General features: G+C 70.6%; 16 protein-coding genes. 13 read left to right on the top strand and 3 right to left on the bottom strand.

Going from position 1 to position 18,626, the window contains the following annotated elements; translation table 11 throughout:
* The first annotated feature begins 6 nt into the window (after positions 1-6).
* The 9 genes from AB5L97_RS05725 (at position 7) to AB5L97_RS05685 (ending at position 8,328) form a co-directional block, all read left to right on the top strand.
* A complete protein-coding gene (locus AB5L97_RS05725; RefSeq protein WP_369046822.1) occupies positions 7-819 on the top strand; it encodes an NAD(P)-dependent oxidoreductase in 813 nt (270 codons plus the stop codon).
* Between the two features lie 63 nt (positions 820-882).
* A complete protein-coding gene (locus tag AB5L97_RS05720) occupies positions 883-1,665 on the top strand; it encodes an ABC transporter ATP-binding protein (protein ID WP_369046821.1) in 783 nt (260 codons plus the stop codon).
* Complete coding sequence (locus tag AB5L97_RS05715) at positions 1,652-2,362, top strand: ABC transporter ATP-binding protein (RefSeq protein ID WP_369046820.1); 711 nt, start codon at positions 1,652-1,654, stop codon at positions 2,360-2,362. The genes AB5L97_RS05720 and AB5L97_RS05715 overlap by 14 nt, the downstream gene beginning before the upstream one ends.
* A gap of 5 nt (positions 2,363-2,367) precedes the next feature.
* Entirely contained in the window at positions 2,368-3,249 is an 882-nt protein-coding gene (locus AB5L97_RS05710; protein WP_307955926.1) for a branched-chain amino acid ABC transporter permease, read from the top strand.
* Positions 3,249-4,370 (top strand): branched-chain amino acid ABC transporter permease, encoded by a 1,122-nt coding sequence (locus tag AB5L97_RS05705; RefSeq protein WP_369046819.1) that lies wholly within the window; start codon positions 3,249-3,251, stop codon positions 4,368-4,370. Before AB5L97_RS05710 ends, AB5L97_RS05705 begins: the two co-directional genes overlap by 1 nt.
* Positions 4,367-5,623, top strand: a complete 1,257-nt coding sequence (locus AB5L97_RS05700; RefSeq protein ID WP_369046818.1) for an ABC transporter substrate-binding protein — start codon at positions 4,367-4,369, stop codon at positions 5,621-5,623. The genes AB5L97_RS05705 and AB5L97_RS05700 overlap by 4 nt, the downstream gene beginning before the upstream one ends.
* Before the next feature lie 198 nt (positions 5,624-5,821).
* Positions 5,822-6,469: a hypothetical protein gene (locus AB5L97_RS05695; protein ID WP_369046817.1), complete on the top strand. Its 648-nt coding sequence runs from the start codon at positions 5,822-5,824 to the stop codon at positions 6,467-6,469.
* The gene (locus tag AB5L97_RS05690) at positions 6,466-7,503 is read left to right on the top strand and encodes an Ig-like domain-containing protein (protein ID WP_369046816.1); all 1,038 of its coding nucleotides are present in this window, start codon (positions 6,466-6,468) and stop codon (positions 7,501-7,503) included. Before AB5L97_RS05695 ends, AB5L97_RS05690 begins: the two co-directional genes overlap by 4 nt.
* Before the next feature lie 27 nt (positions 7,504-7,530).
* The gene (locus tag AB5L97_RS05685; RefSeq protein ID WP_369046815.1) at positions 7,531-8,328 is read left to right on the top strand and encodes a potassium channel family protein; all 798 of its coding nucleotides are present in this window, start codon (positions 7,531-7,533) and stop codon (positions 8,326-8,328) included.
* Positions 8,329-8,355: 27 nt separating this feature from the next.
* On the opposite strand, the gene AB5L97_RS05680 is transcribed toward AB5L97_RS05685, so the two are convergent.
* The 3 genes from AB5L97_RS05680 to AB5L97_RS05670 all read right to left on the bottom strand — a co-directional run bounded on the left by AB5L97_RS05680 (position 8,356) and on the right by AB5L97_RS05670 (position 11,583).
* Positions 8,356-9,891 (bottom strand): long-chain-fatty-acid--CoA ligase, encoded by a 1,536-nt coding sequence (locus AB5L97_RS05680; protein ID WP_369046814.1) that lies wholly within the window; start codon positions 9,889-9,891, stop codon positions 8,356-8,358.
* 97 nt (positions 9,892-9,988) lie between these two features.
* Positions 9,989-10,747 carry a maleylpyruvate isomerase family mycothiol-dependent enzyme gene (locus tag AB5L97_RS05675; RefSeq protein ID WP_369046813.1) on the bottom strand — a complete coding sequence of 253 codons (759 nt, stop codon included), beginning with the start codon at positions 10,745-10,747 and terminating at the stop codon, positions 9,989-9,991.
* A 38-nt stretch (positions 10,748-10,785) separates the two neighbouring features.
* Positions 10,786-11,583: an alpha/beta hydrolase gene (locus AB5L97_RS05670; RefSeq protein ID WP_369046812.1), complete on the bottom strand. Its 798-nt coding sequence runs from the start codon at positions 11,581-11,583 to the stop codon at positions 10,786-10,788.
* A gap of 228 nt (positions 11,584-11,811) precedes the next feature.
* On the opposite strand from AB5L97_RS05670, the gene AB5L97_RS05665 reads away from it, so the two are divergent.
* Genes AB5L97_RS05665 through AB5L97_RS05650 form a run of 4 tightly spaced genes read left to right on the top strand, consistent with a single transcriptional unit; the run spans position 11,812 to position 18,596 of the window.
* On the top strand, positions 11,812-13,254 hold the full coding sequence (locus AB5L97_RS05665) for a DUF3375 domain-containing protein (RefSeq protein ID WP_369046811.1): 1,443 nt from the start codon (positions 11,812-11,814) through the stop codon (positions 13,252-13,254).
* 26 nt (positions 13,255-13,280) lie between these two features.
* On the top strand, positions 13,281-13,925 hold the full coding sequence (locus AB5L97_RS05660) for a DUF4194 domain-containing protein (protein ID WP_369046810.1): 645 nt from the start codon (positions 13,281-13,283) through the stop codon (positions 13,923-13,925).
* Positions 13,922-17,353 (top strand): ATP-binding protein, encoded by a 3,432-nt coding sequence (locus AB5L97_RS05655; protein ID WP_369046809.1) that lies wholly within the window; start codon positions 13,922-13,924, stop codon positions 17,351-17,353. Before AB5L97_RS05660 ends, AB5L97_RS05655 begins: the two co-directional genes overlap by 4 nt.
* A complete protein-coding gene (locus AB5L97_RS05650) occupies positions 17,343-18,596 on the top strand; it encodes a Wadjet anti-phage system protein JetD domain-containing protein (RefSeq protein ID WP_369046808.1) in 1,254 nt (417 codons plus the stop codon). Before AB5L97_RS05655 ends, AB5L97_RS05650 begins: the two co-directional genes overlap by 11 nt.
* Positions 18,597-18,626 lie beyond the last annotated feature (30 nt).

Below are 18,626 nucleotides of genomic sequence, written 5' to 3'. Positions count from 1 at the left end.
AACCGCATGCGCATCGCTGTACTGGGCCTCGGCGAGGCCGGAAGCATCTACGCCGCGGACCTCGCAGGGCGGGGAGCAACCGTCACCGCGACCGACCCGCGGGCGGAGTCCGCGCCGTCGGGCGTCCGCCTCGCACCCAGCGTGGGAGAGGCGGTGGACGGCGCAGAGCTCATCCTGAGCCTCGTGACCGGCCACGCTGCCCAGGAGGCCCTCGCCGCGGCCCTGCCCGCGATGGACGGCACGGGGATCTTCGCGGACATGAACACCGCCAGCCCCGAGGAGAAGCGCCGGCTCTCACTGCGGGCCGCGGCCTCGGGCATCCCCTTCGGCGACGTCGCGATCCTCGCCCCGGTCCCCCGGGCCCGCATCGACACCCCGCTCATCGTGAGCGGGGCTGCCGAGGCGGCAATCACGGACCGCCTCTCGGCACTGGGGATCCCCACGACGGGCGTGGGCCCCGAGGCGGGCGTCGCGGCGGGGCTCAAGCTCCTGCGCAGCGTGTTCATGAAGGGACTCGCCGCCACGGTCCTCGAGGCCGCCACTGCCGCCGAGGCGATCGGTGCGCGGGAATGGGTCCTCGGGCAGATCGCCTCCGAGCTCGGGCCCTCCGGCGAGGCGCTCGTGGAACACCTGCTCGAGAGCACCCAGCGGCATGCCGTGCGGCGTGCGGCGGAGATGCGCGCCACCCGCTCCTTCCTCGACTCTCTCGGGGCATCCCGCCCCATGACAGACGGCACGATCGAGTGGCTCGAAAGGCTCTCTGACAAGGGCCTTCAGACCCCATCCAATATCGTTGACAATCTCGTCTCCGATCCGTAGGTTCAACCCAGATGGGTGATCCACCACACATCCCGCGGGCAACGGCGCAACAGGAGGTACAGCATGGCCGCTCGCCTGAGCCTTAACGACGTCAACCTCCACTTCGGCGGCGTCAAGGTGCTCCAGGAGGTGGGGTTCGAGGTCGAGCCCGGGTCCATCCTCGGGCTCGTGGGGCCCAACGGCGCGGGCAAGACCTCCCTGTTCAACTGCATCAGCGGCCACTATCAGCCGAGCTCGGGGTCCATCACGATCGACGGCACCGAGGCGATCCGCCGCTCCCCCGCGCACCTGGCCCGCCTCGGCCTCTCCCGCACGTTCCAGCACCCGGCCCTCCAGCTGCGCGCCACGGTGCTCGAGAACGTGCTGCTCGGCGGCCACATCCGCCTCCCCGGCGGCCCGCTCGAGTGGGCGCTCGGGCTTCCGCGCACCGCGCGCGCCGAGCGGGAGATCCGCGCCGAGGCCCTCGCGATGCTCGACGGCGCCGGGCTGGGCTGGGCGGCGGGCCTCCCCGCGGACGAACTCTCCCACGGCCTCCACAAGGGCATCGAGCTCTGGCGGGCCCTGCTCTCGAGGCCCTCTCTCCTGCTCCTTGACGAGCCGGCGGCCGGACTCTCGCACGGCGAGGTCGAGCAGCTCATCACCACCGTCAAGCAGGTCCGCGACGAACGGGACATCACGATCATCGTCGTCGAGCACCACATGGGGCTCATCTCGGCGCTCACCGACCGCGTGGTGGTCCTCGACCACGGGCGCAAGCTCATGGAGGGAACCGCGGCCGAGGCGCAGTCGGACCCCCGGGTCATCGAGGCCTACATCGGGAAGGACGCCGCGGATGACGCTGCTTGAGCTCGACGAGGTGAGGGCCTCGTACGGGCCAGTCCAGGTGCTCGACGGCGTCTCGCTCACCGTGCCGGAGGGCGGCGCCGTCGGCGTCCTCGGGGCGAACGGGGCCGGGAAGACGACGACGCTGCGCGCCATCAGCGGGACCGTCCGGACCGCTGGCCGGATCCGGTTCGCAGGGAAGGACATCCGGGGCCTGCGTCCCGACCAGGTCGCCGCGCTCGGCATCGCCCACGTGCCGGAGGGCCGCGGGACGCTCGCACAGCTGACCGTGCGGGAGAACCTCTCCGTGGGCTCCTACCTGCGCAAGGACCGCAAGAACATCTCCGGGGACATCGACTACTGCCTCGACCTGTTCCCGCAGCTCAAGAACCGCATCGGCTCGCGGGCCGCCGCGCTCTCGGGCGGCGAGCAGCAGATGCTCGCGGTCGGGCGGGCGTTCATGGCCAAGCCGAAACTGCTCCTCCTCGACGAGGCGTCCCTCGGTCTGGCCCCGAGCACCGCGAAGACCGTCTACGAGGCGATCCGCAGGCTACGGGTCGAGTCCGGCATCGCGATGCTCGTCGTCGAACAGAATGCCAACCTCGCGTTCTCCCTCGTCGACACCGCGACGGTGCTCGAGACGGGACGCAACGTGCTGACCGGGACCTCGGCCGAGCTCAAGGGCATGGACGAGATCCGCCGCGCCTATCTGGGGGGCTGAACCCGATGGAGACCCTCATCCAGCTCGTGATCGACGGACTCTCGACCGGATCGATCTACGGCGCCCTCGCCCTCGCCATCGTGCTCGTGAACCAGGCGACGGGCCTCATCAACTTCGCCCAGGGCGGCCTCGCCGTGCTGAGCGCCTACATCGCGTACGCCCTCCAGCAGACGGGGATGCCGCTCCTCCTCGCGGTGCTGCTCGCGATCGCGGGCTCGTTCATCCTCGGCGCCCTCGTCGAGCGGGTCCTCATGCGCCGGTTCGAGCGCGGGGACCCGGACACCGCCGTCGTCGTCACGATCGGCCTCCTCACGCTCGTCACGGGCATCGCCGCCGTGCTCTGGGGGTACAACAACCTCCAGTTCCCCTCGCTGTTCCCCCTCACTGGCGTCAATATCCTCGGGGCGGTGGTGAGCGTGAGGTCCCTCGCGACCACCATCACGATCGTGGCGATCATGGCCCTGCTCCAGCTGCTCTTCATGCGCACCAAGCTGGGCCTTGCGCTGCGCGCCGTCGCGGACAATCCAGACTCCGCCGCGCTGTCCGGGCTCCCGGTGGGGCGGATGCTCATGGTCGGCTGGGGGCTCGCGGCGGCACTCGGAGCGATCGCGGGAGCCCTCGTCGGCCCACAGCTGACCCTGACCCCGGGCATGCTCGACGGCGCCCTCGTCTACGCACTCGCCGCCGTCATCCTGGGCGGCCTCGACAGCCCGATCGGCGCGGTCGCCGCGGCCTGGGCGATCGGCGTCCTCGAGAACCTTGTCTCGGTGTACGTGCCGGCCGTCGGGCACGACCTCAAGATCGCGGTGCCCTTCGTCCTGATCTTCGTCATCCTGATCGTCCGTCCGCAAGGCCTGTTCGGGCGGAAAGTCGTGGTTCGCGTCTGATGAGCACAGCATCCTCCTCCCGGCGCGCGCCGTCCCCCGGGCGCACGCGGTCCGTCCTCTCATCGCGGTGGGTGCGCGTCGGCGTCGTCGTGCTCGTGGCCGTCGTCCTGCTCGCGGCGCCGTTCATCCTGCCGCAGATCGCCAACCAGACCCTCATCAGGATCGGCGTCTACGCCGTGGCCGTGCTCGGGCTGAACATCGTGATGGGCTACACCGGGCAGGTCAACCTCGGGCAGATCTTCTTCGTGGGCCTCGGCGCCTACGTCACGGCGTACGGGGTGACGCAGGGGTGGAACATCGTGCTCGTGTTCATCGCGGCCTGCTTGATCGCGGGGATCGTGGGGCTCGTCGTTGCCCTCGCCGCTGCCCGCCTGGGCGGCCTCGCGATAGCGATGGTCACGATCGCGCTTCCGATCGTGGGCGTGCCACTCGCCAAGCGCTTCTCGGACATCACGGGCGGCTCCCAGGGCATCTCCGCCATCTTCTCCAACGCGCCGGACTGGTCTGGGCTGTTCAACGACCAGTGGCAGTACTACATCGTCCTGGTCGTGACCGCGGGAGGCTTCCTGCTCGCACGGAAGCTCGTGCGCGGGAAGTACGGGCGGGCGTTCGCCGTGGTGAAGGGCAACGAGGCGGTCGCGGCCTCGATGGGGATCTCGCCGTACTGGACCAAGGTCCTAGCGTTCACCATCGCCTCGGTCTTCGGCGGGGCGAGCGGCTTCCTCTACCTCGCGGTGGTGCAGTACACCTCGCCCGAGACCCTCAGCTTCGGACACTCCATCAGCCTCCTCGCCGCGATGGTGATCGGCGGGGCCGGCAGCATCGTCGGCTCGCTCATCGGCGGCGCGTACTACATCCTCGTCCCGCAGTGGACGAACCAGATCGACCCGAATTACACGACGATCAGCCAGGGCGTCATCCTGCTCGCCGTGCTGTTCCTCCTGCCTGACGGGCTCGTGAGCCTTCCCCGGATGATCCGACGCCTCGCACGTCGGGGCTCTCCCCAACCGACCGCGGGGCACTCCCCGCACCAAGCTCCCGCGCAGGATCCGACGGCGGCTCCAGCCGCAGGCACCGCGCCGGAGGCACCCGAAAGTACAGAGAGGCAGAAGCGATCATGAACGTTCGGAAAGGGACGCGGGGGCTCCTCGGCGCTGTCGCGGTGGCGTCAGTCCTGGCGCTCTCGCTGACGGGCTGCCGCGGCACCGCCCAGAGTCCGTCAGGCACCGCGGCGGCCTCGCCGGGGATCACCGACACGAGCATCACCCTCGGCATCACGACGCCGCTCAGCGGTGCCACCGCCGGCCCGGGCACGTGCACCGTTGCCGGCGCCAAGGCCTACTTCGGTGCGAAGAACGCCGCGGGCGGCATCAAGTTCGGAGACGGCAAGACCCGCAAGGTTGAGATCAAGACGTACGACGACGCGTACGATCCACAGAAGTCGCTCTCGAACTTCCAGCAGATGGTCTCGGACGGTGTGTTCGCCGAAGGCATCGGCCTCGGCACTCCGACCAACCGGGCCTTCCGCCAGTCGGCCATCAGCCAGAAGGTCCCCCAGGTGCTGGTCATGACGGGCGATCCGCTCTTCAGCGACCAGAAGCAGAGCCCGTGGCAGCTGGGCCTCGTGCCGGCCTACCAGAACGAAGGCGAGGCGTTCGGCAAGCTCGTTGCCTCCTCTGGCACCGCGCACAAGGTGGCGCTTCTGTCCCAGAACGACGACTACGGCAAGGGATACGTCGCCGGGTTCAAGGACGCCATCAAGGGCGCCTCGAACATCACCGTGGTCGGCGAGCAGACCTATGAGGCAACCGACACCTCGGTGGATGCGCAGATCACGCAGCTCGCCGCGAGCGGCGCGGACGTGTTCTTCAACGCGATGTCGGTGACCCCGCTCGTGATCGCTTCGCTGCAGAAGGCGCAGCAGATCGGCTGGAAGCCCAGCTGGTTCCTGCCGTCCAATACGTCGAGCCCCACGGCGATCCTCGCGCCGGGAGGCGCGGGCGCGTACCCGGGCATCTACTCGGTGTCCTTCTCCAAGGCGCCGCAGAGCCCCGAGTTCGCCAAGGACGCCGACGTGGTGCAGTTCCTCTCGGACCTCAAGCAGTACGGCAACTACCCGGACATGCCGGCGTTCCCGCACTGCATGTGGAGCTACATTGCCGGTGCCACTCTGGACCAGGCGTTCCAGCACATGACTGAGCCGACCCGCGACTCGTTCATGACGGCGCTGCGCGGCATCAAGTCGTACGCCGCGCCGCTCATGCTCCAGGGCACCTCGGTCGACACGACCGTGGACGGCCAGCCGGCCATCTCCAAGGTCCTCGTCCAGAAGTACAACGGCAAGGGCTACGCCACGGCCACGAACTTCGGCTGAGGCACACCCGGCACCGCTCGTCCCGCCCCTCGTCTGGGGGTCACCATCTGGGGGTCACATCGCGCGACCCAAGGGTGGTGACCCTCAGGTGGTGACCCTCAGGTGGTGACCCTCAGGTGGTGACCCTCGGAGGGCACAGGTTCTAGGTTCAACCAGTCGATGGACATATAATGTGGGCAGTCCTTCGTGGGGTGCTCCATGTGCGATCTGCCGAAGCGGCGCCTGCTCAACGGCATCAGGCCGTGGCGGGTCGTCGTCGCCGTCGTGGGCCTCGCGGCCATTGCCGCAGGCTGGGTGGTCCCCGGCCTCCTCTCGGCTGTGCCGATCGGTGCCGGCTCCCTCGTGCTCCTGGCCGCGGTGCTCCCCGCCCTCCGCGACATCGAGCTCGGCCTGCCGGGGGACATCAAGTTCTCCGCCGCCCTCTCGGGGCGTGAGCAGGGCATCACCGACGTGTTCGAGCAGCAGCGCGGCGACCTCCAGCTGTGCGCGCAGCTGCTGTGCGGCGATCCCGAGCAGGCCAAGACCCTGCTCGAGGCCGCGTGGGCCCGCACCGCCGAGGTCTGGCGCGGTCCCGTGACTCCGCAGCTTCGGCTCTACACGCTGTGCGTCCTCGTCCACCTCCTCGAGACGAGCGAGCGCTGGACGCCGGCCAAGAAGCCGAAGCACCCGAGCCGTCTGGCCGCGCTCCCCGCGGGCGAGCGGGTCGCCGTCGTACTCCACGACTTCGCATCGCTCACCGTCGCTGAGATCGCGGGGCTGACCGAGAGCACGACGGCGGCCGTCACCGACCGTCTGCGCGCCGCCAACGAGAAGGCGCAGCTCGCGCTGGGAAGCGGGCCGTCGTGAACAGCGAACTCCGCCAGCGGCTCTACGCCGAGGCGGCCGCACTCGCTGCACGGCATCCGGCGGACATCGACAGCGCTGTTGCGCGGGGCCGTTCGCGCCTGCGCGCACGGCTCATGGCATTGAGCATCATCGCCGTCGTCGCCGTGCTCGCCGCCGCGGCCGCCCTCATCGCCGTGCGGCTGGTCGGCCCCGCCGGCGGCCAGGCCAGCGTCATCGGGGTCGCCGTCAGCGCCCCGAACTCGTCAGTCGCGATCGGCGACGCCGTCCAGACCACGGCGACCGCCGCGCTGAGCGACGGCGGGACCCGACAGCTGACCGACGGCGTCACATGGTCGAGCTCGGACCCGGCCGCCTTGACGGTCGACGACAACGGGCTCGTCAGGGCCCACCATGCGGGCAGCGCACGCATCAGCGCCAGGTTCGGCAGCTTCAGCGGCTCACTGGTGCTGACCGGCACGCAAGGCCCGGCGAGCGCCCTACCGACGGTAGACAAGCTGCAGGTCGACCCGTCCACCCTGACTGTCAAGGCTGGCACGAAGGGCACGCTCTCATCGCACTTCGTCCTGAGCGACGGTTCCACCGCGTCACCTCCCCGCGTGGAATGGGCTTCGTCCGACCCCACCGTCGGGACGGTCCAGGCCCAGCCGGACGGTCAGGCGGTCGGCACCGCCCTCAAGGCGGGGACGGTCACCGTCACGGCCACCGCGCAGGACGCCAGCGGGAAGGCCTTCACGGCGACGGCGACCATTTCCGTCCTTCCGCCCGACGTGCTGCGCGTCGAGGTGAGCCCGGCCCAGCCGCCTCAGATGTCCGTGGGCGGGCCGCCGGCCCAGTTCACCGCGACTGTGACCTACAGCGACGGGACGAAGGCCCCGAGCGACCTCGTCGCTTGGTCCGTCAATGACACGAACATCGTTCGTATGGACAGCAAGGGCCAGGCGTTCCCCGTCGAGGCCGGCACCACGTGGATCACGGCCGAGATCGGCGGCACCACGAGCCAGCACGTGACGATCACCGTCAAAGGCATCGGCTGACGCCCGCGCGCGCGGTACCCTTCGGGCATGACACAGGAGAGGTGGCGTCAGCTGACCGAGTGGCCCACGCTCGCGGCCGCCCTCGTGTTCCTCACGGCCTACTCCATCCAGGTCATCGCCAACCTTCCCCCCGACCGAGACTGGGCAGAGGTCCTCGTCTGGACTTCGTGGTTGGTCTTCCTCATCGACTACGCGGGGCAGCTGTGGCTCGCGCCGCACCGCTGGCGCTGGTTCGCAAGGAACCTGCACGAACTCGCGATCCTCGCACTGCCCGCCCTCCGGCCGCTGCGGCTCGTGACGTTCCTGCGGGTGGTGCACAACAAGGCAGGCGCCGCCCTGAGCGGTCGGCTGCTCATCTACGTCGTCGCCGCGGCGGTGACCCTCGTCTACTGCGGCGCGCTCACGGTCGAGGACGTCGAGCAGAACATGCCCGGGGCGAACATCCGCAGCTTCGGCGACGCGATCTGGTGGGCGCTCGAGACGATCACGACCGTCGGCTACGGCGACCACTACCCCGTGACCGTCATCGGGCGTCTCGTCGCGGCTGCCCTCATGATCTCGGGGATCGCGGTGCTCGGTGTCGTGACCGCGTCCATCGCGGCGTGGCTCGTGGAGAGCGTCTCCGCTCAGACGTCCGCCAAGCTCGAGGCCGAACTGGAGGCCGAGGTCGACGAAGTCGAGGCCGAGGTCGAGGCCCTCGACGAGTCGCTCGCGGCGAAGGTCCAGACCCTCACGGACCAGGTCGCGCGCCTGGCCGCCGCGCTCGAGGCGCGCGAGGCGGCCGATGCGGACACCGTCCCCGCCCCGCGGCCCGAACGCGCCTAACCCGACGTCAGCCTGCGCGGCCCGACGTCAACCTGCGCGGACCGCGGAAGACGACCCCGCGGCGTCGTGCGCCGAGGCCAGCCCGGTGCGGATCTCGCGCTTGAGGATCTTCCCCGTCGGCCCCTTGGGGAGCTGCTGCACGATGTGGACCTCGCGGGGGTACTTGTACGCGGCGAGCTGGGACTTCACGAAGTCGCGGAGCTCGTCGGGCGTGGCCGCGCCGGGGCTCGTCAGGGCGACGACGGCGGCCACCTCCTCGCCCAGCTCGGCGTGCGGCACGCCGATCACCGCGGCCTCGGCGACCGCGGGATGCTCGTAGAGCACTTCCTCGACTTCGCGGGGGTAGATGTTGAAGCCGCCGCGGATGATGAGGTCCTTCTTGCGGTCCACGATCGAGTAGCACCCGTCGGCGTCGATCGTCCCCATGTCCCCGGTCAGGAACCAGCCGTTGCGGATCGCCTCCGCCGTGGCGTCCGGCCGCTTCCAGTACCCCTTCATGATGTTGTGCCCCTGGACGGCGATCTCGCCCACCTCGCCGCAGGGGACGTCCTCGCCGTCGAGGCCCACGACTCGCAGCCGGACCCCCTCCACGGCCGTGCCGATCGAGCCGGGCTTACGGAGCCGGTCCGGGTGGTTGAACGCGGCGACCGGGGACGTCTCGGACAGGCCGTAGCCCTCGAGGATGATGCACGAGAACTCGTCCTCGAAGCGGTGGAGGACCTCGACCGGGAGCGCCGCGCCGCCGGAGATGCACACGCGCAGCGAGGACGTGTCGTAGCGGCGGTGGTCGGGGACGGCGAGGAGCGCGCTGTACATCGTGGGGACCCCGGCGAACACCGTGACGCGCTGCGACTCGATCACCTCGAGCGCCCCCTGGGCGGTGAACCGCGGCAGGAGCGCGATCGTGGCCCCGGCCATGATGGTGGTGTTCAGCGCGCACGTCTGCCCGAACGTGTGGAACAGGGGAAGTCCGCCGAACACAACGTCGTCCGAGGTCAGGTTCAAAAGCGTGCGGACCGTCAGGTCCGCGTTGAGGATGAGGTTGTCATGGGTCAGCTCCGCGCCCTTGGGCCGGCCCGTGGTCCCGGAGGTGTAGAGGATCACGGCGGTGTCCTCGCCTGCCCGCTCCACGACCTGCGCAAGCGGCTCCTCGTCCGCGAGGCTCACGGCGAACGAGCCCGGCTCGACGACGATGACCCTGGCGCCGCTCTCCCGCGCCCCGGCGATGGCCTCGTCTGCCACGGTCGATGCCGCGAAGAGCACCCCGGCCCCCGAGTCCCCGAGGTAGTAGGCGATCTCGCGCTCCTTGAGCAGCGGGTTCATGGGCACCACGACGGCGCCCGCCCGCAGCGCCCCGTAGTACAGGGCCGCGAACTCGGGCACGTTGGGGAGCATGACCGCCACGCGCCCGCCCGGCACGACTCCTCCCCGGGTGAGCATCCCCGCGACGCGCGCGCTGGCCGCATCGAGCGCGGCGTAGGTCCAGGTCTGCTCGCCGCACACGATCGCGGTGCGCTCGCCGCGACGGGCGGCGCTCAGGGCGAGATGGTCGGCAAGGTTCACGGGATCTCCTGACGGAAGTTACTGTGGCGTAGGCCACACCCAGTGAACCCTGAAACTGAGTCTCAGGTCAACCGGCATTCAGTCCCACGTGTCTCGTTCACGGAATGAGCTTGGCCGCCCGGATCATCGCCGCGAGCTCCTCCGTGGCTCCTGGGAGGGGCCGGCGGCCCCACAATCCGAGGTAGATCTCGGCCGCCGGGCCCGTCACCGTGCCCAGCGGCGTCTCGGCCTCAGGGTTGTCCGGCTCCGCCACCGGTGAGACGAGCACCGTGGCCGGCCCACCGCCGTCGTGCGTCACCTCGAAGCGCACGACGCCGGGCAGTCCCCTCGTGCGCCCGAGCCGCACCTGGCGGGGGTAGAAGCCGAACAGCACCTCACGGATCCCGTCGAGGGCGAGGTCCTCGTCCAGGTCCCATTCGTCACCGAGCCTGAGGGCCGTGAGGAGGTCGAACGTGTGAATAGCCGTCTCGTGGACCTGGCGGCGCACCCAGAAGGCCGCGACGCGGTCACCCCACAGGGTCCACGCTGGGGCGCCGGGACCGGCAGCCCGGAGTGCCTCGACGAGGTGCTCGGCGCTCGCACGGTACCAGCGCACGAGGTCCGCATCCGGTGGGCGGGGCGTCTCGGCCGGCGCGTGCTCAACGCCGAGCGACGCGGCGGCCCACCGGTGGATCCCGGCGAGGTGGTCGATGAGGTCGCCAAGCCTCCACCCCGGGCAGGTGGGGACGGGCTTGCCGAGCATGGCCTCATCGACCGCCTGGTCGATCTCCTCCGCGAAGGTGCGCGTGAGGGATTCGAGGCGGTCGACGGCTTCGGCGAAGGCTTCGGGCGAGGTCGGGTTCTGGTTCTCCGGCACAGGGTCGAGGGTACCGCGCTGAGGGTGCGGCGCAGAGTCTACGTCCCGAGGAACCCGCGCACCGCCTCGGCGAACACCGCCGCGTCGACGTTGTGCGTCTGGCCCTCGAGGACACCCGTCGCCGCGTCCGGGATCGCCGCGGCGGCCGCCTGCGCGGCTGCGGGCAGGAAGGCGGGGCTCGCTCCGCCCGCCAGGACGAGGGTCGGGGCGGTGATCCTGCCGAAGACGTCCGCGGGCACGCCGCCGTCGTGGCCCATGGCCGCGTTGTCGTATGCGAGGGTCGGGGCCAGGCGAACGCCCTCCGCCCAGAAGGGCGACTGCCGCGTGCCGTCGATAGCCTCGTCCGGGAGGCCCACGTAGCGGAGGAACGTTGTCAGGGCGCCGTCGAAGTCCTCGGCTGCGAGCGCGGCGTCGAGCGTCTCGGTGTACTGCTTCGCCCGGGCCAGGCCTGCGTCGTCGGTCATGAAGGGCGGTTCCCACATGACGAGCGCGCGCACGGGCAGCACGGCCGCGGCGCGGCCGGCGAGCGCGGCGCCCGAGGAGAAGCCGACGAGGGCCGCGTCCGCGCCGTCGTGCGCTTGTGCGCTACGCGCGATGTCAAGGAGCGCGCCGATGTCCTCGATCTCGCGGTCGACGGCGAACGGCTGGGTGTCGGCGCTTTCGCCGCGGCCGCGGCGGTCGTAGTTGTAGACCGTGAAGGTCTCGGCGAGGGCCTCTGCGAGCTGGGCGTCCGCCCGGCGGTCCGCGGTCGCGCCCGAGACGAGGATGAGAGGGGCCCCGGAGCCGAGGCGGTCGTAGGCGATGGAGGTTCCGTCAGCTGAGGTGAGGCGTTCCATGGGTCCACGCTACCCCGCGGTCACTGCTCCGTGAGGCATTCCAGCTCGCCGCTGGCGATGCATTCGATGGTTCGCCGGGCCCTAAGGGTGAGAGGGCAGAGGATCTCGACCACTCCCGGATCTGGCGACGCCGGGAAATGTCGGACCCCCTGCGCACGCTGCGTGCAGGAGTCCTGGCCGGCTCCCTTTAGGATTGAGGGCTGGGAGAGGCCGCAGGAGGGGACACAAGTGGATTTCTTCGCCGTCCGCGCTCTGCGCGAGACCCATCCGGGGTGGTCGCTGCTGTGCGCGCAGACCGCCCCGCTCGCACTCGGCTTCTTCATGGCGGCGTTCACTGGCCCCAACCGGCGCAACGTCGGCCGTCAGGAGCTGGTCGACACCCTCGAGGACGTGCTCTTCCGGATTCGGGAGAGCCTCGGCGATGACGCGTTCCCACGGCGGGCGTCGGAGTACCTGGACGAGTGGGCGAACCCTGAGAAGGCCTGGCTGCGCAAGTACTACGCGGAGGGCCGCGACGAACCCGTCTACGACCTCACGGCGTCGACCGAGGACGCGGTCCGGTGGGTCGAGTCGCTCGAGGCGCGGGAGTTCGTCGCGACCCAGTCGAGGCTGACCGGGATCTTCGCGCTGCTCAAGGCCCTCGTGCAGGGCTCGGAATCGGACCCGGAGGTCCGGCTCGCAGAGCTGCGGGCCGAGAGGGACCGGATTGACGCCGAGATCGACCGAGTGGCCCGCGGCGACGTCCGGATCATGCCGTCCGCCGAGGCGATGGACCACTTCCAGCAGCTCACCGGCCAGGCCAAGGAGCTCCTCGCGGACTTCCGCGAGGTCGAGCAGAACTTCAGGACGCTCGACCGCCAGGTCCGCGAGCGGATCGCCACGTGGGAAGGCACCCAGGGCGAACTGCTCGAGGACATCTTCGCCAACCGGCAGGACATCGCAGGATCCCTCCAGGGCCGCACGTTCCAGGGCCTGTGGGACTACCTCATGTCCCCCGGGCAGCGCACGGAACTCCTCGAGATGCTCGAGCGCGCGAGCCAGATCGAGGCCCTCCGTGGAGCGTCCGGACTCGACGCCCTCGCGACGATGCACCAGGACTGGCTTCCCGCCGTCGAGCAGACCCAGGCCACCGTGCGCAGGCTCTCCCAGCAGATGCGTCGCCTGCTCGATGACAAGGTCTTCCTCGAGAACAGGCGCATCATCACCCTCATCCGCAGCATCGAGGCCCACGCGCTCGCCGTGCGGGAGGATCCTCCGCGCGGACCCGTCGCCGAGATGCCGGCCCAGCATGTCGATGTGGGTCTCCCGTTCGAGCGCCCGCTCTACTCGCCGACCGGACGCGTCCCCGTGGACGACGCCGTCGAGGTCGCCGACGACACGGCCCTCGACGCCGAAGCACTCTTCGGGCAGTTCGCCGTGGACCGCGTGCGCCTGCGCGGGCAGATCGACGCCGTCCTCGAGACCGCCGGCCAGGCGAGCCTCGCCGACATCGTCGACGCCTACCCGATCGAGCAGGGGCTCGCGGAGATTGTCGGCTACTTCCAGCTGGCCGCGGAGTCCACGTGGGCCAGCGTCGACTCCGACCAGCAGCAGCACCTGATCTGGTCCCTGCCCGGCGGGGAGAGGAGGGAGGCACTCGTGGAACGCGTCATCTTCGTGAGGCCCGCATGAACGCCCGGGACGTTTCGGAGGCCGCCATGTCAGCGGGGGCCGCCGCCCTGCCGTCGTCCGCGCCCCACCCGGACGAGCTGCCCGCCGTCGTCACCCGCCTCTTCAAGGGAGTCCTGTACCGCGAGGCGGACGAGAAACTGTGGCAGGCGCTTGGCGAGCTGAGCTCGCACGTGCAGGACTATGTGTCCGTGCTGGGCCTCGAGCTGTTCCTCGACGAGGCCGAGGGGTACGCGTTCCTCCGCTCGCGCGACGACGCCGACGGCGCGCTGCCGCGACTCGTGCCGCGCCGCCAGCTCACGTTCAACGTGAGCCTGCTCCTGGCTCTCCTGCGGGCGCGCCTCGCGGAGTTCGACCAGCGCAACGACGAGACGCGGCTCGTCATGACCGAGGAGCAGCTTCGGGACATGCTTTCGGTCTTCCTGCCCGAGTCGAGCAACGAGGCCAGGATCATGGACCAGCTGGCCACCACGATCAAGAAGGTCGTCGAGCTCGGCTTCCTGCGGCGGATGCGCGGCGACGGCCGCGGCCAGGGAGACGAGTACGAGGTGGTCCGGATCATCAAGGCGTTCGTCGATGCGCAGTGGCTCGAGGAATTCGACGCTCGGCTCGCGGACTACCGGGCGGCGCTCGCAGACGGCACGGCCAACGGCAAGGACGGGGACGGCTCATGAGCGTCGACGAGCAGGAGCGGCTCTTCTCCCTCGAGGGCCTCGCGGAGAGCGCCGCGGACGCGGGCGAGGGGCCCCGGCCGGGGTTCCGGCTGCATCGTCTCGAGCTGCTGAACTGGGGCACGTTCGACGGCGGGGTGCGCACCTTCCGCCTCGACGGCGAGACGAGCCTCCTGACCGGTGACATCGGTTCGGGCAAGTCGACGGTGGTCGACGCCGTCACGACGCTCTTGCTGCCGGCGCACCGCATCGATTTCAACAAGGCCGCGGGCGCTCAGAAGAAGGAGCGCACCCTGATGTCCTACGTGCGCGGCTTCCACAAGAGCGAGCGCACGGCCGCCGGGGACAGCTCCAAGCCCGTCGCGCTGCGCGGCCCCGGCAGCTACTCCGTGGTCCTCGGGGTGTTCCACAACGCGGTCCTGGGCAAGACGGTCACTCTCGCGCTCACGCTGTGGGCCACGCAGGAGGCCGGACAGCCTCACCGGTTCTACTCGCTCGCCCAGCGCGAGCAGGGCATCGCCGGGGACTTCTCGGACTTCGGCGGGGATCCCGCCAAGCTCAAGAAGACGCTCCGCGCCGGCCGTGCCGAGGTGTTCGACACCTTCGAGAATTACGAGTCCGCGTTCAAGCGCCACTTCGGCATCACGAGCGGCCAGGCGATGGAGCTGTTCCACCGGACGGTGTCCATGAAGCAGGTTGAGAACATCACACAGTTCGTGCGCGCGAACATGCTCGACGACGATGACGTCGAGGCGCGGATCGCGAACCTCCTGCACCACTTCGACGACCTCAAGAGGGCCCACGACGCCGTTCTGACCGCGAAGGACCAGATCGCGCGTCTCGAGCCCGTCCGCGACGAGGCCGCGCGCCACGCCGAGCTCGCGGCGCAGGACGTCCGCGGCCGCGCCCAGCGTGACCAGCTCAAGCCATGGTTCACGTCCCGGCGCCTCGAGCTGAGCCTCGACCACGAGTCCGAGCTCGCGCGGACGCGGGACCGGCTCGACCGGGAGCGCGGCGAGCGCCAGGCAGACGAGCTCGCGATCGAGCGGGAGCTCGTCCAGATCCGGGAGGACCTGCGCACCCAGGGCGGCGGCAGGCTCGCGGCGATCGACGCCGAGATCCTCGACCTCCGCGGCACGCTCGCGCGCCAGAAGGACCGCGGGGCCGTCTACGCTGCCGCCGCGGAGCGTCTGGGGCTCGTCGACCCGGACGAGCGCGTGGCCTTCGACCACAACGCGACGGCCCTGGAAGGTGTCGAGCGCGGCCTGCGCGAGCGGTCCGAGGCGCTCAACGACGAGAGGGCACAGCTCACCGCGGACCGCAACGAGGTCCGGGCGCGGCGCGCCGAGCTCGAGGACGACGTCAAGAGCCTCCTCTCACGCCCGGACCTCCTGCCGCGCACGCAGCTCGAGCTGCGCGCGCGGCTCTGCGCCGGCATCGGGATCCCCGAATCCGCTCTCCCGTATGCGGGGGAACTCCTGCGGGTCCGGGACGGCGAGTCGCTCTGGGAGGGCGCCGCGGAGCGCACGCTGCGCGGCTTCGCGCTCTCGCTCCTCGTCCCCGACGAGCACTACGGCGCGGTGAGCGCGTGGGTGGACGCGAACAACCTGCGCGCGCGGCTCGTGTACCTCAAGGTCGCGGACTCGCCCACCGCGCCCCTCGGGACAGCCGCGCCGGCGGCCGAGCCGGGGACGCTCGCCTCGAAGATCGCGGTCAAGCCGGGCACGCCGTTCCGCGAGTTCCTGCTTGGGGAGCTCGCGCGGCGCTTCGACCATCGCTGCTGCGAGACGCTCGAGGACTTCCGCCGCTCGGCCCGCGCCGTGACGCCCAACGGACAGCTCAAGACCGGAGGCGGCCGCCACGAGAAGGACGACCGGCGGGACCTCCGCGACCGCCGCGAGTACGTGCTGGGCTGGGACAACACCGACAAGGTCGCGCGGCTGCGGGCCGAGCTCGACGAGACCGTGGCGCGGCTTTCAGGCCTCGAGACGAGGATCGCGCGGGCCGTCGAGGCGATGGGCCGTGTGGGCCGGAGTCAGCAGGACCTTGGGATCGTGCGCGGCACCGCGTTCGAGGAGATCGACTGGCGCGGGACGTCCCGGCGCATCGAGACGCTCGCCTCCGAGAAGGCCCAGCTCGAGGGGGCGAGCGACGCCCTCCGCGAGCTGTCCGCAAAGGAGGCGGACGCCGTCGTGCGCCTGGGCAGGGCCCGCGAGAAGGTCTTCGCGGTCGAGAAGCGGCTTGGGGCGAACGAGTCGGAGGCCAAGGCAATCGCCGAGGCGATCGAGGAGTGCCGGGCCATCCTCGCCGAGACGCCGCCCGCGGACGACGCCGCGCTGGCCGCCGGGATCGCGGCCCTCGCCCGCGCTGTGCTCGGCGACGAGGAGCTCACGTACAAGACCGCCGAACGCGCCCAGACACGCGTGCGCGAGCGGCTCACGGATGAGCTCGACGCACTCACCAAGCGCCTGGCCAGGGCCGCCGAGAAGACCCTGAACCTCATGGCGTCCTTCCGCGCCGCCTACCCCGCCGAGACCACGGAGTTCGACGAGTCCCTCGACGCCGCACCCGAGTACAACGCGCTCCTCGCACGCCTCCAGGGGAATGACCTGCCCCGCTTCGAGGCCCGGTTCAAGGAGTCGCTTAACCAGAACACCATCAACGAGGTCGTCGCGTTCAACGCGTTCCTCGATGCGCGCAAGACGGACATCGCGGCGCGGATCCGCGAGATCAACGCCTCGCTCGCCGGGATCGAGTACAACCCGGGCCGGCACATCCAGCTCGAGCACCAGCAGACCACGGACTCGGACATCCGCGAGTTCGTCGTGGACCTGCGGTCCTGCTCCGAGGGGACACTCGGCGCCGACGAGCAGTACTCGGAGCAGAAGTTCCTCCAGGTCGAGAAGCTCATCGAGCGCTTCCGGGGCCGCGCCGGGCTCACGGCCCTCGATGCCCGGTGGACGGCGAAGGTCACCGACGTGCGCCAGTGGTTCACGTTCAGCGCCTCCGAGAAGTGGACCGAGACCGGCGAGGAGCACGAGCACTTCACCGATTCGGGCGGCAAGTCCGGCGGCCAGAAGGAGAAGCTCGCCTACACGATCCTCGCGGCCGCGCTCGCGTTCCAGTTCGGCCTCGCGAGCACGGCGGTTGAGCGGCCCATGTCCGGCCGGAACCCCGATCGGAGCTTCCGCTTCGTCGTGATCGACGAGGCGTTCGGCCGGGGCTCCGACGAATCGGCGCGGTACGGCCTCGAGCTGTTCCGCCGCATGCGGCTGCAGCTCCTCGTGGTCACGCCGCTGCAGAAGATCCACGTCATCGAGCCGTATGTGGCACACGTGGGCTTCGTCGCGAACCCGACCGGCCAGGACTCGCGCCTGCGCAACATGACGATCCAGGAGTACCGCGAGGAGCGGATGCGGCGTGGCGGGTAGCGCCCTGACCGGCGGCGCAGGGTGGACCCGGGTCTCCGACCTGCGTGCCCTCTCGCAGAAGGCCTGGGACCGGGGCGAGCTCCTGCGCGAGGCGATCCGGCCCACGGGACTGTACCCGCGGCGTCGTGCGCTGAGGCGGCCCAGCGCGGCGCAGCTGCGCGACCACTATGCCGCAGCGCGGGCCTGGGCGGCTGAGCTGTACGGCGCCGCGGCCCACCATGGGACGGCCGGAGCGATCGGCACCGGCCCCTTCGCGCTCGAGACAACCGAGGCGGGGCGCATGACGATCGGCGCCAACCTCGTACCATCCGCCGCGGTGTTCGCATCAGCCGCGGATGAAGCCGGGTTCGTCGGGCGACGCCGCGAGCTCGAGCGGTTCTGCCGTCTCGCCGACGCGGTGCTCGCCGCCGAGCCTGGGCTCGAGGAGTGGATCCTGCGCAGACCGCTTGCGTCGCTCGAGCTTCGCCACGCGCTCCCCGACCTCGTGCGCGCCGCGCGGTGGTTCGCGGACCACCCGGCCCCGGGCCTGTACCTGCGCCAGCTCGCCCTGCCCGGCATCCACACCAAATTCCTCGAGCAGCACCGCCGGGTGCTCGACGAGCTCGTCTCGGCGCTCGACCCCGAACGCGCCCCGGGTGGTTTCGAGGCCCGGCACGGGCTCCTGACGGAGGCGCCGCCCGTGCGCTTCCGCGTGCTTGACCCGGCGCTGGTCGACTCCGCGCTGGCGTTCCTCGGCGGAGCCACCGACGTGGTGTTGCGCGTCGACGACTTCGCGCGGCTCCGGCTTGAGGTGGAGACCGTGGTCGTTGTCGAGAACAAGGTCACGTTCCTATCCCTCCCGCCGATGCCCCGTACGATCGCCGTGTGGGGCGCGGGCTTCGGCTCCAGCACCCGGGTGCCGGGATGGGTGCGCGACGCCCGCGTGCTCTACTGGGGCGACCTCGACACGCACGGGTTCGCGGTCCTGGACCAGCTGCGCGCCGCACACCCGCACGTGGTGAGCGTCCTCATGGACCGGCCAACGCTCGAAGCCCATCGCGAGCTCTGGGTCGAGGACCCGAGGCCCACGCGGGCCGCGCTCGCGCACCTGACAGCTGCCGAGGGAGCGGTGTACTCCGCGCTGACGTCCGGGGAATTGACGAGGTCGGCGGACCGCACCGCGTGGGCCGGCGTTCGGCTTGAGCAGGAGTACGTGCGCTGGGATTGGGCCCTGGAACGGCTTCTGGCGGCCGTTCTCGCGTGAGGGACCTCGGCCCTTCTGGTACTGAAGCGG

Origin of the sequence: Sinomonas sp. P10A9 (genome assembly GCF_041022165.1) — a bacterium.
GTDB classification, from domain to species: domain Bacteria; phylum Actinomycetota; class Actinomycetes; order Actinomycetales; family Micrococcaceae; genus Sinomonas; species Sinomonas puerhi.
This window is presented reverse-complemented; position numbering and strand designations above follow the sequence as displayed.

Bases quoted from the DNA above. Each gene is read 5' to 3' on its own strand.
- AB5L97_RS05685 (WP_369046815.1), top strand. From the start codon at position 7,531: ATGACACAGGAGAGGTGGCGTCAGCTGACCGAGTGGCCCACGCTCGCG.
- AB5L97_RS05705 (WP_369046819.1), top strand. From the start codon at position 3,249: ATGAGCACAGCATCCTCCTCCCGGCGCGCGCCGTCCCCCGGGCGCACG.
- AB5L97_RS05695 (WP_369046817.1), top strand. From the start codon at position 5,822: ATGTGCGATCTGCCGAAGCGGCGCCTGCTCAACGGCATCAGGCCGTGG.
- AB5L97_RS05710 (WP_307955926.1), top strand. From the start codon at position 2,368: ATGGAGACCCTCATCCAGCTCGTGATCGACGGACTCTCGACCGGATCG.
- AB5L97_RS05715 (WP_369046820.1), top strand. From the start codon at position 1,652: ATGACGCTGCTTGAGCTCGACGAGGTGAGGGCCTCGTACGGGCCAGTC.
- AB5L97_RS05670 (WP_369046812.1), bottom strand. From the start codon at position 11,583: ATGGAACGCCTCACCTCAGCTGACGGAACCTCCATCGCCTACGACCGC.
- AB5L97_RS05700 (WP_369046818.1), top strand. From the start codon at position 4,367: ATGAACGTTCGGAAAGGGACGCGGGGGCTCCTCGGCGCTGTCGCGGTG.
- AB5L97_RS05660 (WP_369046810.1), top strand. From the start codon at position 13,281: ATGTCAGCGGGGGCCGCCGCCCTGCCGTCGTCCGCGCCCCACCCGGAC.
- AB5L97_RS05655 (WP_369046809.1), top strand. From the start codon at position 13,922: ATGAGCGTCGACGAGCAGGAGCGGCTCTTCTCCCTCGAGGGCCTCGCG.
- AB5L97_RS05720 (WP_369046821.1), top strand. From the start codon at position 883: ATGGCCGCTCGCCTGAGCCTTAACGACGTCAACCTCCACTTCGGCGGC.
- AB5L97_RS05725 (WP_369046822.1), top strand. From the start codon at position 7: ATGCGCATCGCTGTACTGGGCCTCGGCGAGGCCGGAAGCATCTACGCC.